Below are 12,445 nucleotides of genomic sequence, written 5' to 3'. Positions count from 1 at the left end.
TTGGCCCACCCATCCGTCAATCCGGCAGGACACATGGTGCACAACGACACGATCCTGGAGACGCGGGGTCTGACCAAGGAATTTCGCGGTTTCACGGCGGTTCGCGATGTCGATCTGCGCGTGCGCCGCGGCAGCATTCACGCGTTGATCGGGCCGAACGGCGCGGGCAAGACGACTTGCTTCAATCTGCTTACCAAGTTTCTCGTACCCACACGCGGCCAGATCGTCTTCAACGACGTTGACATCACGCGTGAGCGATCGTCGCAGATCGCGCGGCGGGGGGTCATACGCTCGTTCCAGATTTCCGCGGTGTTTCCCCATATGACGGTCCTGCAGAATGTGCGCATCGGGCTGCAGCGTCAGCTCGGCACGGCGTTTCAGTTCTGGCGCAGCGAACGTTCGCTCGCGGTGCTCGATGCGCGTGCGCTTGAATTGCTCGATGAAGTCGGACTCACGGACTATGCGCAACTGCGCGCAGTCGAGTTGCCATATGGCCGCAAGCGCGCGCTCGAGATCGCGACGACGCTCGCGATGGAACCCGAACTGATGCTGCTCGACGAACCGACGCAGGGCATGGGTCACGAGGATGTCGATCGCGTCACGACGCTGATCCGCAAGGTGGCAGTCGGCCGCACGGTACTCATGGTCGAGCACAATATGAATGTGATCGCGGGAATCTCCGACACGATCACGGTCCTGCAGCGCGGCGAGATTCTCGCCGAAGGCAGCTATGCCGAGGTATCGAAGAATCCGCAGGTGATCGAGGCCTATATGGGCAGCACCGACGCGACATTGCAGGGAGCGCACGCATGAATCATGTCGAGGCGCATGCCGATGCCGGGCGGCAAGGGGACACGCTTTCGCCATCGCGGCGTGCGGGGGACAGGGCGGGTGGACGGGATGCATCCTCAGGCGCCGGTGTACCCGATGCATCGCTCGAACTTCGCGGCCTCGAAGCCTGGTACGGTGAATCGCATATCCTGCATGGAGTCGATCTGAGCGTGAGGCGCGGTGAAGTCGTCACGCTGCTCGGCCGTAATGGGGCGGGCCGCACGACGACGCTGCGCGCAATTCTGGGGCTCACGGGCAGGCGCAAGGGATCGATCCGGATCAGCGGGCAGGAAACGATTGGCTTACCGACGCATCGGATTGCCCCGCTTGGGGTCGGCTATTGTCCGGAGGAGCGCGGTATTTTCTCGAGTCTTTCGTGCGAGGAAAATCTGCTGTTGCCCCCCGTGCTCGTCAAGGGCGAGGCGGCGCGTAATGCGATGTCGCTCGACGAAATCTATTCGATGTTTCCGAACCTGCAAGAGCGCCGCACGAGCCAGGGTACGCGGCTGTCAGGGGGCGAACAGCAGATGCTGGCGGTCGCCCGGATTCTGCGGACCGGTGCGAACCTGCTGCTGCTCGACGAGATTTCCGAAGGCCTTGCGCCGGTAATCGTCCAGGCATTGGCCCGGATGATCGTGACGCTCAAGGCACGGGGCTTTACGGTCGTGATGGTCGAACAGAATTTCCGGTTCGCCGCGCCGCTTGCCGATCGCTTCTATGTGATGGAGCACGGCCGGATCGTCGAACATTTTCCGGCGCGCGATCTTGACGCGAAAATGCCGGTGCTGCACGAATTGTTGGGGGTCTGACACGCCGGCGGCGATGTCGGCCCATGCATCGACGTCTGTCTGCATGGGGCATCGCAGCGGGCTTGTTCGGCCAGCACCAGAATGATCAATAGACCGATTGGAGGAGACCACGGTGATGAAACGCAATGCACTTGCAACAGCTCTCGGCGCAGTCGTGGGGATGGTCGGCACGATCGCCGCGATGCCTGCGCATGCGGACGACGGTAGCGTCAAGGTCGGATTGATCACCGACATGTCAGGACTCTATGCGGATATCGACGGGGCCGGCGGTGCGGAGGCGATCCGCATGGCGATCGCGGACTTCGGCGGTAAGGTGCTGGGCAAGCCGATCGAGTTCGTTTCGGCCGATCACCAGAACAAGGCGGATATCGCGGCGTCGAAGGCGCGAGAATGGTTCGACCGCGACGGGGTGACGCTGTTGATCGGCGGCACGAACTCGGCGGCGGGTCTTTCGATGAATACGGTCGCGGGTGAGAAGAAGAGGGTCTACATCAACATCGGGGCGGGTGCCGATACGATGACCAACGAGCAGTGCACGCCTTATACGATTCACTATGCCTACGACACGATGGCGCTTGCGCGCGGCACGGGTTCGGCGGTGGTCAAGCGCGGCGGCAAGTCGTGGTTCTTCCTGACGGCGGACTATGCATTCGGTAAGTCGCTCGAGAAGAATACCGCGGCGGTTGTCAAGTCGGCGGGTGGCACGGTGGTCGGCGATGTGCTCCATCCGCTCAATGCTTCGGATTTCTCATCATTCCTGTTGCAGGCGCAATCTTCGAAGGCGCAAATCCTGGGTCTTGCGAACGCGGGTGGGGACACGGTCAACGCGATCAAGGCGGCGAAGGAATTCGGCATCAACAAGACGATGCAGCTCGCGGGCCTGCTGATGTTCATCTCGGATGTGCACAGTCTCGGCCTCGAGGCGACTCAGGGAATGTATGTGACGGACAGCTGGTACTGGAACAAGGACGACGCGACGCGCAAGTTCTCGCAACGCTTCTTCGACAAGACGCGCAAGGAGCCGACGAGTGTCCAGGCCGCCGATTACTCGGCGGTGACGACGTATCTGAAGGCGGTGCAGGCGGTGGGATCGACGGACGCCGACAAGGTGATGGCTCAGCTCAAGAAGACGAAGATCGACGACTTCTATGCGCACGGCGGTTATGTGCGCCAGGACGGTGTCATGGTCCATGACATGTATCTGATGCAGGTCAAGAAGCCGAGCGAGTCGAAGGCGCCGTGGGACTACTACAACGTGGTCGAGACGATTCCGGGCGAACAGGCCTACGGGACCAAGGCGGAAACGCGTTGCGCGCTGTGGAAATGATGCACTGAGCGATGGAAATCCTCGGCATTCCGCTCTCTGCGCTGTTGAGCCAGCTGCTGCTCGGGCTGGTCAATGGCTCGTTCTACGCGATCCTGAGTCTTGGGCTTGCGGTGATCTTCGGCCTTTTGAATGTCATCAACTTCGCACATGGCGCCACGTTCATGCTGGGCGCCATGTGTGCGTGGATGGGGCTCAATTATTTCGGCCTGCCTTACTGGGTGATGTTGGTGGTGGCGCCGGTGGTGGTCGGGCTGCTCGGCATGGTGTTTGAGCGCACGATGCTGCGCTGGATCTACCGGCTCGATCATCTCTATGGGCTGCTACTGACGTTCGGACTCACGCTGGTGGTCGAGGGGATATTTCAGTCGATCTACGGCTCGTCGGGCCAGCCCTACAGCGGGCCTGAGCTACTGGCGGGCGCGACGGATCTCGGCTTCATGATGCTGCCGAACTATCGCGCGTGGGTGGTGGTCGCGTCGCTGGGCGTGTGTTTCGCGACGTGGTATCTGATCGAAAGGACGCGGCTCGGGGCCTATCTCCGTGCGGGTACGGAGAATCCGCGGCTGGTCGAGGCGTTCGGTATCAATGTGCCGCTGATGGTGACGTTGACTTATGGCTTCGGGGTCGCGCTGGCGGCGTTCGCAGGTGTGCTCGCGGCGCCGGTCATGCAGGTGTCGGCCTTGATGGGTCAGCCCATGATCATCACGGTGTTCGCGGTGGTGGTGATCGGGGGGATGGGATCGATCTTCGGGGCGATCGTGACGGGTCTCGGGCTCGGGGTGATCGAGGGGTTCACGCGGGTGTTCTATCCGCAGGGGTCGGCGACGGTGGTGTTCGTGATCATGGCGCTGGTGTTGCTGGTGCGTCCCGCGGGGCTATTCGGCAAGGAGCGATAGGAAGGCGATGATCAAGAAGACTTTGTATGCGCTGCTGCTTGTGGTGTTGGTCGCGGCGCCGTTCGTGGGGGTCTATCCGGTCTTCGTGATGAAGGTGCTGTGCTTCGCGTTGTTTGCGTCGGCCTTCAATCTGTTGATCGGGTATACGGGCCTGTTGTCGTTCGGGCATGCGGCGTTCCTGGCGAGTGCAGGCTATACGACGGGTTATTTGATCAAGACGTATGGCTTGACGCCTGAACTCGGTGTACTCGCGGGCACGCTGGTGGCGCTGGTGCTGGGGCTCGTCGCGGGAGTGTTCGCGATCCGGCGGCAGGGCATCTATTTCGCGATGGTCACGCTGGCGCTTGCGCAGTTGTTGTATTTCATTTTTCTCCAGGCGCCGTTCACGGGGGGCGAGGACGGTTTGCAGGGGGTGCCGCGAGGCCGTCTGTTCGGCGTGTTGGATCTGGGTTCGGATCTCACGCTCTACTACGTGGTGCTGGTGGTGGTCGCGCTGGCGTTCGGTCTGATCGTACGTATTGTGCATTCGCCATTCGGGCAGGTTTTGACAGCGATCCGGGAGAACGAGGGGCGGGCGATATCGCTGGGTTATCGCAGTGATGCGTTCAAGTTGCTGGCTTTTGTTTTGTCGGCGGGTCTGGCTGGGCTCGCAGGCGCGCTCAAGACGCTCGTGCTGGGTTTCGAGACGCTCGGTGATGGTCACTGGACGATGTCGGGTCTGGTCGTGCTGATGACGCTTGTGGGGGGCATGGGCACGCTGTTCGGACCATTGGTGGGTGCGCTGGTGATCGTGGCGCTCGAGGACAGGCTTGGGGATATCGGTAACGGGCTGGCATCGGTTACTGGAGTCGATGCTTTTCGTTCGCTGGGGGACTCGGTGACGACAGTGACGGGCTTGATCTTCATTGTCTGTGTGCTGGCGTTCCGGCGGGGGATCGTGGGGGAGGTGGTGGCGCGTGTAAGGATTTTGGATAGTGGTGTGCAGGGTGTGACGAAGGAACATGGGTGATGTGTGTGCGGGGTGGTTACAGGCGGGGTTTGGGGGCAGGGTGTGTGGCCCGGGTGGATTGTGGTCGCTGGGACTTGGGGCTTGGGCTTGGGACATACCCTAGCGGGTGGATGGCGAATGAGGGGGTGGGGTGCTGGAAACGTTTGCCCACGGGGCACGGCGGCGCCAAAGCGGTGCGCTCTTCGCGGCATTGCACCACCTAGGGTAAATGCTAGGTTGCTGGGGGTGTGATGCTTGTTTAATCTTCGAGCCAGTTCGATGCACTGCATTTTGAGGTGGGGAACGAGGAGACAAATAGGGTATTAAGCCCGCGAAAAAAGCGCTGTTGGAGATTCCAACAGCGCTTTTTTATTTGTTGGTCGTGATTTCACAATGGGAAGGTATGGCCAAGGTGCTCGCTATGTGGACGTGTGCGGGTCTGGTGAGGCGATCTGGCGGTGGTTTAGGTAGCCTGAAGGAATTTCGAAGCGTGAGCCGATATGGCTCGCGCTTTTTTATTGCCTGTAGATTCTGGCAGGGGTTGCGGTAGCTGGGAGTGAACTGGTAAATATGTTTTTGTCTTGGTTGTGGCTGTTAATTAAATAAATTAATTGATTGAGTTTTTGTGGGGGGGTTTATGGTTTTTGGAAAAAATTCTGATCAGAACATGGGGAAAGGGATGAGGGTTCGCGATTGGGTATACGGGGTGGGGGTGGCGGGTGTGTTGCTTTGCGGCAGCGGATTGGCGGTTGCGCAGGTGAAGATCGGGGTAGTGGTATCGGCGACGGGGCCGGCTGCCTCGCTGGGCATTCCGGAGAAGAATACGATCGCGCTTTTGCCGGCGAAGGTGGCTGGGAAGTCGGTGGAATACATTGTTCTGGACGATGCGACGGATGTGACGAAGGCGGTTCAGGACACGCACAAGCTGATCAGTGAGGATCATGTGGACGCGATCATCGGGTCGACGGTGACGCCGAACTCGCTGGCCATGCTGGATGTTGCGGCGGGCGCGCATACGCCGATGATTTCGATGGCGGCGTCAGAAGGGATCATTGCGCCGATGGATGACAAGCGGGCTTGGGCATTCAAGACGCCTCAGAACGATAGTTTGATGGCGGAGGCGATTGCTGCGCATATGGCGGGGCAGGGTGTTCGCACGGTGGGGTTTATTGGTTTTGCGGATGCGTATGGGGAGAGCTGGCTCAAGGAATTGACGGGGGCGGCGGCTCGGCATGGCATCAAGGTTGTGGCGAGCGAGCGTTACCAGCGGGGGGATACGTCGGTGACGGGGCAGGTGCTCAAGATCGTGAGTGTGAATCCGGATGCTGTCTTGATCGGGGCGTCGGGGACGCCGGCGGCTTTGCCTGAACGGGCGCTCAAGGAGCGGGGTTACAAGGGGAAGCTGTATCAGACGCATGGTGTGGCGAACAACGATTTCCTGCGGGTCTGCGGGCGGGATTGTGATGGGACGTTGTTGCCGGCGGGGCCGTTGCTTGTGGCGGATCAACTGCCGGATTCGAATCCGGTCAAGGCTGCGGCGCTGGGGTATAAGGCGGCTTACGAGAAGGCTTATGGGGTGGGGTCGATTTCTACGTTTGGGGGGCATGCCTGGGATGCGGGGCAACTGCTTGCTCATTCGATACCGGAGGCATTGAAGAAGGGACAGCCGGGGACTGAAGCGTTTCGGGTGGCTTTGAGGGATGCGTTGGCTAGTCAGAAGGATCTTGCGGTTTCGCAAGGGGTCATGAATATGACGGCCACTGACCACAATGGATTCGATAACCGTGCTCGGGTGATGGTTGAGATCAAGGACGGGAAGTGGGTGTTGTTGCAGGATAAGTAGGTGGATGGGGGCATTTTTGTATAGGGACGTTGGTGGTCCCTTGGACGGTCTTCGCTGCCCCGCTTGCGCCCAGCCAGGTGGTCAGAGCGGGGCTGCTCGCCCTCCGCGGAACACGCTACGTGCGACCGGCCCCGCTCCGCCCACCCACTCGGCCCCATTTCGCGGCGGTCAATGCCACGAGGTTCGCGTTGTTGGTGGTATAGCGGAGTCTGCAGGGTGATTTGTCGCCATCTTCGCTGTCCTGTCTAATTGTCTTCGCTGCCCCGCCAAAGTCCAGCCAGGCGGCCAGAGCGGGGCCGCTCGCCCTCCATGGAACACACTGCGTGCGACCGGCCCCGCTCCGTCCACCCACTCGGTCCCATTCCGCGCTGATCAAGGCCACATAGTTTGCGTTGGTGAATAGCGGAGTCTGCAGGGTGATTTGTCGCCATCTTCGCTGTCCTGTCTATGGTCTTCGCTGGCCCGCCTAAGTCCAGCCAGGTGGCCAGAGCGGGGCCGCTCGCCCTCCGTGGAACACACTGCGTGCGACCGGCCCCGCTCCGTCCACCTACTCGGTCCCATTCCGCGCTGGTCAATGCCAGGTGGTTCGCGTTGTGGAATAGGTGAGTAGGCGGTGTGGGTTTGTGTCGGACTTCGCTGCCCCGTCTGAGTCCAGCCAGGCGGCCAGAGCGGGGCCGCTCGCCCTCCGTGGAACACACTGCGCGCGACCGGCCCCGCTCCATCCGCCCACTCAGCCCCATTCCGCGCTGGTCATTGCCACGTGGTTTGCGTTGGTGGAATACGTGGTCGGTGGTGTGGGTTTGTCGCGGTCTTAGCTGCCCCGCCTAAGTCCAGCCAGGCAGCCAGAGCGGGGCGGCGTGCCCTTCGTCGAACACACTGCGTGCGACCGACCCCGCTCCGTCCACCCACTCGGCCCCACTCCGCACTGGTCAATGCCTGGTGGTTCGCGTTGGTGGAATAGGTAAGTCCATGGTGTGGGTTTGTCACGGTCTTGGCTGTCCCGCCAAAGTCCAGCCAGGTGGACGGAGCGGGGCCGCATTCCGCGCTGGTCAACGCCATGTGTAGGAAGCGGTTTACGAGTCTCGGGTGTGTTTCACGTGGAACACTGCGGTTGTTCGTTGACGTTTTCTCATGCGTCAAATCCTTTGGGTCGCGATGCGCTCATTGCGTAAACCATAAAGGAAATTGACGCTGTTTCACGTGAAACACCGTGGCCAAACGGTCATAAGTCGTAACCGCCAACGACTGCGCAGAACTGCTCCGTTATAATTCGCCTACATTTTTCAACCGGTCCGGGCGCTTGCGCGGAGCCATCATGCTTTATCCCACTGAATTTGACGTGATCGTGGTCGGCGGCGGCCACGCTGGAACCGAGGCGGCGCTTGCCTCGGCACGGATGGGCAGCAAAACTTTGCTGCTCACGCACAACATCGAGACGCTCGGTCAGATGAGCTGCAATCCGTCGATTGGCGGTATTGGCAAGGGTCATCTGGTCAAAGAGGTCGATGCGCTTGGCGGGGCAATGGCGGCGGCGACGGATGAGGCGGGGATTCAGTTCCGGATCTTGAATTCGTCCAAGGGGCCGGCAGTACGTGCGACGCGCGCACAGGCGGACCGTGTTCTGTACCGGAAGGCGATTCGCACGCGGCTCGAAAATCAGCCGAATCTCTGGCTTTTTCAGCAAGCGGTCGATGATCTGATCGTCGAGGGCGATCGGGTGGTGGGGGCGGTGACGCAGGTCGGGGTGAGTTTTCGCGCGCGCGCGGTGGTGCTCACGGCGGGCACGTTTCTCGATGGCAAGATTCATGTGGGCCTCAACAACTATGTGGGGGGCCGTGCGGGTGATCCTGCGTCGGTGTCGCTTTCGGCTCGTCTGAAGGAGCTCAAGCTGCCGCAAGGGCGGCTGAAAACGGGCACGCCGCCACGTATCGATGGGCGGACAATCGACTTTTCGAAGCTTGAGGAACAACCGGGAGATCTCGATCCGGTGCCGGTCTTCTCTTTCACAGGTCGGGCTGAGCAGCATCCGCAGCAGCTGCCTTGCTGGATCACGCATACGAATGCGCGGACGCACGAGATCATTCGAGGCGGTCTGGACCGCTCGCCGATGTACACGGGTGTCATCGAAGGGGTGGGGCCGCGGTATTGCCCTTCGATTGAGGACAAGATTCACCGCTTTGCGGGCAAGGAGTCGCATCAGATTTACCTTGAGCCGGAAGGGCTCACGACGAATGAGTTCTATCCGAACGGAATTTCGACGAGCCTGCCTTTTGATGTCCAGCTAGAGCTGGTTCATTCGATGGTGGGGTTGGAGCACGCGCATATCCTGCGGCCGGGCTACGCGATCGAATATGACTATTTCGATCCGCGCGGGCTCAAGGCCTCGCTCGAAACCAAGGTGATCAATGGCCTGTTTTTTGCCGGGCAGATCAACGGAACGACGGGGTATGAGGAGGCGGCCGCCCAAGGGCTGCTCGCAGGCCTGAATGGTGCGCTTCATGCGCAGGGGGGGGATGCGTGGGTGCCGCGCCGGGATCAGGCTTATCTCGGGGTGCTGGTCGATGACTTGGTCACGCGAGGGGTGTCGGAGCCGTATCGGATGTTCACGAGTCGGGCGGAGTATCGGCTCAGTCTGCGTGAAGACAATGCGGATATGCGATTGACGGAGATCGGGCGCGAGCTGGGTTGTGTCGATGATCGTCGGTGGAACGTTTTCGAGGCGAAGCGGGATGCTGTTTCACGTGAAACAGCGCGGCTTCGTGCGACCTGGGTCAATCCGAAGACGTTGCCGGTGGCAGATGCGGAGGGGTTGCTGGGAAAGGCGATCGAGCATGAGCACAATCTTGCGGACTTGTTGAAGCGTCCCGGGGTGAGTTACGCATCGCTCATGGCCTTGCGTGGCGGGGAGTTTGCGCCGTCTGGGCCGCTCGCGGAATCGCTTGTTGGGGATGCGGCGATCGAGGCGCAGATTCGGGAGCAGATCGAGATCGGTATCAAGTACCAGGGCTATATCGATCGGCAGGCAGGGGAGATCGAGCGCAATGAGGCTCATGAGAGCACGCGCCTCCCTGTCGATCTCGATTACGCGGAGGTTCGGGGGCTGTCGTTCGAGGCGCGTCAGAAGCTGAATCAGTTCAAGCCGGAAACGATAGGGCAGGCCTCGCGTATTTCGGGCATTACGCCTGCGGCGATCTCTTTGTTGATGGTGCATTTAAAGAAGGGGCTGGGTCGTCGTGGGGCGGCCGATGCCCTGGCCGGGGATCTGGCGGCCGCGGAGGGTGGGACGGCTAGTGGGCGATCGGTTCAATGATGGGCGGGGCTCATCGGAATGGCGCGGCAACCAGTGATGTCGGGGTTCTGGCAGGTTTGCTCGGGGACGGAATTGCGGCTCTCGGGCTGGAGCTCAACGCCAGGCAGCGCCAGCAGCTACTGGACTATGTGGCCTTGCTCGGTAAGTGGAACGCGGTCTACAACTTGACGGCGATCCGCGATCCGAGGCAGATGGTGATACAGCACATTCTCGACTCGCTGGCGATCGTTCCGCATCTTGTTGGGGGCGACGGGGCTCATGTTCTGGATGTGGGCTCGGGCGGTGGGCTGCCGGGGGCGGTGCTTGCGATTGTCGAGCCGCGCTGGCAGGTCACGCTAAACGATATCGTCCAAAAGAAGAGTGCGTTCCAGACTCAGGTGAAGGGATCACTCGGGCTCGCGAATCTTTCGGTGGTCAACGGACGGGTGGAGTCGTTGTGGCCGGATACCGGGGCGGCGCGGGGCTTCGATTTGATTGTTTCTCGTGCGTTCGCGGAACTGGTGGACTTCGTCGCGTTGGCGCGTGGGGCGCTGGCTCCGGAAGGTAGGCTCTGGGCGATGAAGGGTGTGCGCCCGGAGGACGAGATCGCGCGCCTGCCGGCGGACGCGGAGGTGGTTCAGGTAATCAGGCTGAATGTGCCGGCGCTCGATGCTGAGCGGCATCTGGTCGAAATTCGAATTCAATCGCATCGTTGAGCAACCGGACTAGCGGAATGAAGATTTTTTGCGTCGCGAACCAGAAGGGCGGGGTTGGCAAGACGACTACGAGTGTGAATCTCGCTGCGAGCCTTGCGTCGCATGGTCAGCGTGTCCTACTGATCGATCTCGATCCGCAGGGGAATGCGACGATGGGCAGCGGGATCGACAAGAGTCTGTGTGAAACGACGGTCTATGAGGTGCTGGTCGACGGGGCCTCGATTGCGGATGCGGCGGTGAAGGCGGATGCGGCGGGTTATGACGTGCTGCCGTCGAACCGTGAGCTCGCGGGTGCGGAGATCGAGTTGGTTGGGCTCGATTCACGCGAAAAGCGTCTCAAGCAGTCGCTTGCGGAACTCGACGGCAGGTATGACTTTGTATTGATCGACTGCCCGCCGGCGCTGTCGCTGTTGACGCTGAACGGGCTTTGCGCGGCCAATGGGGTGATCATCCCGATGCAATGTGAGTACTTCGCGCTCGAGGGTCTCTCTGACCTGGTCAATACGATCAAGCAGGTTCATGCGAATCTGAACCGGGATCTGCAGGTCATCGGCTTGCTGCGGGTCATGTTTGATCCCCGGGTCACGCTTCAACAGCAGGTGTCGGAACAGTTGAAGCAGCACTTCGGGGACAAGGTCTTCAACGCGGTGATCCCGCGCAATGTGCGGCTCGCAGAGGCGCCGAGCTATGGTTTGCCGGGTATTGTTTTCGACAAGTCGTCGCGTGGGGCACAAGCGTACTTGCAGTTCGGCACGGAGATGATCAACCGGATCCGTACGCTCTAGGGTCGAGTGGGGTCTGCATCGAAAGATATTTGTAATAAACGATATTCCGAGCGAATCGCCATGAATGCAGCAGTCAAGAAGAAGGGCCTCGGCCGGGGTCTCGAAGCGTTGTTGGGCGGTAGCGCCGACATCACGGAGGCGGTTCGCCAGGATGGGGTGCCGACCACGTTGCCGTTGAGCCGGCTGCAGGCGGGCAAGTATCAGCCGCGAACGCGCATGGACGAAGGGGCGCTGCAGGAGCTCGCGGCGAGCATTCGAGCGCAAGGTCTGATGCAGCCGATTCTGGTGCGCGGGGTAAGTGACGAGAAGTTCGAGATCATCGCGGGGGAACGGCGGTTTCGGGCGGCGCGTATCGCGGGGCTCAGCGAGGTGCCGGTGCTCGTAAAGGATGTGTCGGATCAGGCGGCCGCGGCAATGGCGCTGATCGAGAACATTCAACGCGAAGATCTGAATCCGCTTGAGGAGGCGCAGGGGATTCAGCGTCTGCTCGACGATTTCAGCTTCACGCACGAGCAGGCTGCGGAGGCGGTCGGTCGTTCGCGCAGCGCGGTTTCGAATTTGCTGCGTCTCCTGAACCTCGCGGCGCCGGTGCAGACGATGCTGCTTGCCGGTGATCTGGACATGGGGCATGCGCGAGCGCTGCTCGCGGTCGATGCGGCCTCGCAGATCACGCTGGCCAATCAAGTGGTCAACAAGCGGATGTCGGTACGGGACGCGGAGAAACTGGTCGCGGTGGCATTGAAACCGGGCCCGAATTCGGCGCGCCGCAACAAGTCGCCGGCAGCGAATGATCGCGACGTCGCGCGCCTTGAAGAGGAATTGTCGGACCTGCTGGCGTCGGCGGTGAAGATCAAGATGGGCCGGCGCGGTGGCGGGCAGGTGATGATCGACTTCGGCGATCTCGATTCGCTCGAGGGGATTCTCGGCCGTCTGCGTGGCGGCGAGGCGGGTTGACGGCGTG

The 12,445-nt window shown here is 61.1% G+C and carries 10 protein-coding genes; all 10 read left to right on the top strand.

Translation table 11 applies throughout. The features are described 5' to 3' along the window. The first annotated feature begins 33 nt into the window (after window positions 1-33). The gene (locus HV670_RS03175) at window positions 34-813 is read left to right on the top strand and encodes an ABC transporter ATP-binding protein (protein ID WP_175103184.1); all 780 of its coding nucleotides are present in this window, start codon (window positions 34-36) and stop codon (window positions 811-813) included. Continuing rightward, the gene (locus tag HV670_RS03170) at window positions 810-1,640 is read left to right on the top strand and encodes an ABC transporter ATP-binding protein (protein WP_175103183.1); all 831 of its coding nucleotides are present in this window, start codon (window positions 810-812) and stop codon (window positions 1,638-1,640) included. The genes HV670_RS03175 and HV670_RS03170 overlap by 4 nt, the downstream gene beginning before the upstream one ends. A 115-nt stretch (window positions 1,641-1,755) precedes the next feature. Next, complete coding sequence (locus tag HV670_RS03165; RefSeq protein ID WP_175103182.1) at window positions 1,756-2,967, top strand: ABC transporter substrate-binding protein; 1,212 nt, start codon at window positions 1,756-1,758, stop codon at window positions 2,965-2,967. A gap of 11 nt (window positions 2,968-2,978) precedes the next feature. Further along, the gene (locus HV670_RS03160) at window positions 2,979-3,863 is read left to right on the top strand and encodes a branched-chain amino acid ABC transporter permease (protein WP_175103181.1); all 885 of its coding nucleotides are present in this window, start codon (window positions 2,979-2,981) and stop codon (window positions 3,861-3,863) included. A gap of 7 nt (window positions 3,864-3,870) precedes the next feature. Beyond that, the gene (locus HV670_RS03155; protein WP_175103180.1) at window positions 3,871-4,872 is read left to right on the top strand and encodes a branched-chain amino acid ABC transporter permease; all 1,002 of its coding nucleotides are present in this window, start codon (window positions 3,871-3,873) and stop codon (window positions 4,870-4,872) included. A 658-nt stretch (window positions 4,873-5,530) separates the two neighbouring features. Beyond that, window positions 5,531-6,694 carry an ABC transporter substrate-binding protein gene (locus HV670_RS03150; RefSeq protein WP_175103355.1) on the top strand — a complete coding sequence of 388 codons (1,164 nt, stop codon included), beginning with the start codon at window positions 5,531-5,533 and terminating at the stop codon, window positions 6,692-6,694. Window positions 6,695-8,009: 1,315 nt separating this feature from the next. Then, window positions 8,010-10,004 carry a tRNA uridine-5-carboxymethylaminomethyl(34) synthesis enzyme MnmG gene (gene mnmG, locus HV670_RS03145; protein ID WP_175103179.1) on the top strand — a complete coding sequence of 665 codons (1,995 nt, stop codon included), beginning with the start codon at window positions 8,010-8,012 and terminating at the stop codon, window positions 10,002-10,004. Next, the gene (gene rsmG, locus HV670_RS03140; RefSeq protein WP_246256944.1) at window positions 10,001-10,699 is read left to right on the top strand and encodes a 16S rRNA (guanine(527)-N(7))-methyltransferase RsmG; all 699 of its coding nucleotides are present in this window, start codon (window positions 10,001-10,003) and stop codon (window positions 10,697-10,699) included. The genes mnmG and rsmG overlap by 4 nt, the downstream gene beginning before the upstream one ends. Window positions 10,700-10,716: 17 nt before the next feature. Beyond that, window positions 10,717-11,484 (top strand): ParA family protein, encoded by a 768-nt coding sequence (locus HV670_RS03135; RefSeq protein ID WP_175103178.1) that lies wholly within the window; start codon window positions 10,717-10,719, stop codon window positions 11,482-11,484. Window positions 11,485-11,544: 60 nt separating this feature from the next. Then, window positions 11,545-12,438, top strand: coding sequence for a ParB/RepB/Spo0J family partition protein (locus HV670_RS03130; RefSeq protein WP_175103177.1), 894 nt, complete (start codon window positions 11,545-11,547; stop codon window positions 12,436-12,438). The last annotated feature ends 7 nt before the right edge of the window (window positions 12,439-12,445 follow it).

Source organism: Pararobbsia alpina (genome assembly GCF_902859895.1).
Lineage (GTDB): Bacteria > Pseudomonadota > Gammaproteobacteria > Burkholderiales > Burkholderiaceae > Pararobbsia > Pararobbsia alpina.
This window is presented reverse-complemented; position numbering and strand designations above follow the sequence as displayed.

Coding starts and splice junctions, on each gene's coding strand:
- HV670_RS03175 (WP_175103184.1), top strand. CDS start 34: ATGGTGCACAACGACACGATCCTGGAGACGCGGGGTCTGACCAAGGAA.
- HV670_RS03170 (WP_175103183.1), top strand. CDS start 810: ATGAATCATGTCGAGGCGCATGCCGATGCCGGGCGGCAAGGGGACACG.
- HV670_RS03165 (WP_175103182.1), top strand. CDS start 1,756: ATGAAACGCAATGCACTTGCAACAGCTCTCGGCGCAGTCGTGGGGATG.
- HV670_RS03160 (WP_175103181.1), top strand. CDS start 2,979: ATGGAAATCCTCGGCATTCCGCTCTCTGCGCTGTTGAGCCAGCTGCTG.
- HV670_RS03155 (WP_175103180.1), top strand. CDS start 3,871: ATGATCAAGAAGACTTTGTATGCGCTGCTGCTTGTGGTGTTGGTCGCG.
- HV670_RS03150 (WP_175103355.1), top strand. CDS start 5,531: ATGAGGGTTCGCGATTGGGTATACGGGGTGGGGGTGGCGGGTGTGTTG.
- mnmG (WP_175103179.1), top strand. CDS start 8,010: ATGCTTTATCCCACTGAATTTGACGTGATCGTGGTCGGCGGCGGCCAC.
- rsmG (WP_246256944.1), top strand. CDS start 10,001: ATGATGGGCGGGGCTCATCGGAATGGCGCGGCAACCAGTGATGTCGGG.
- HV670_RS03135 (WP_175103178.1), top strand. CDS start 10,717: ATGAAGATTTTTTGCGTCGCGAACCAGAAGGGCGGGGTTGGCAAGACG.
- HV670_RS03130 (WP_175103177.1), top strand. CDS start 11,545: ATGAATGCAGCAGTCAAGAAGAAGGGCCTCGGCCGGGGTCTCGAAGCG.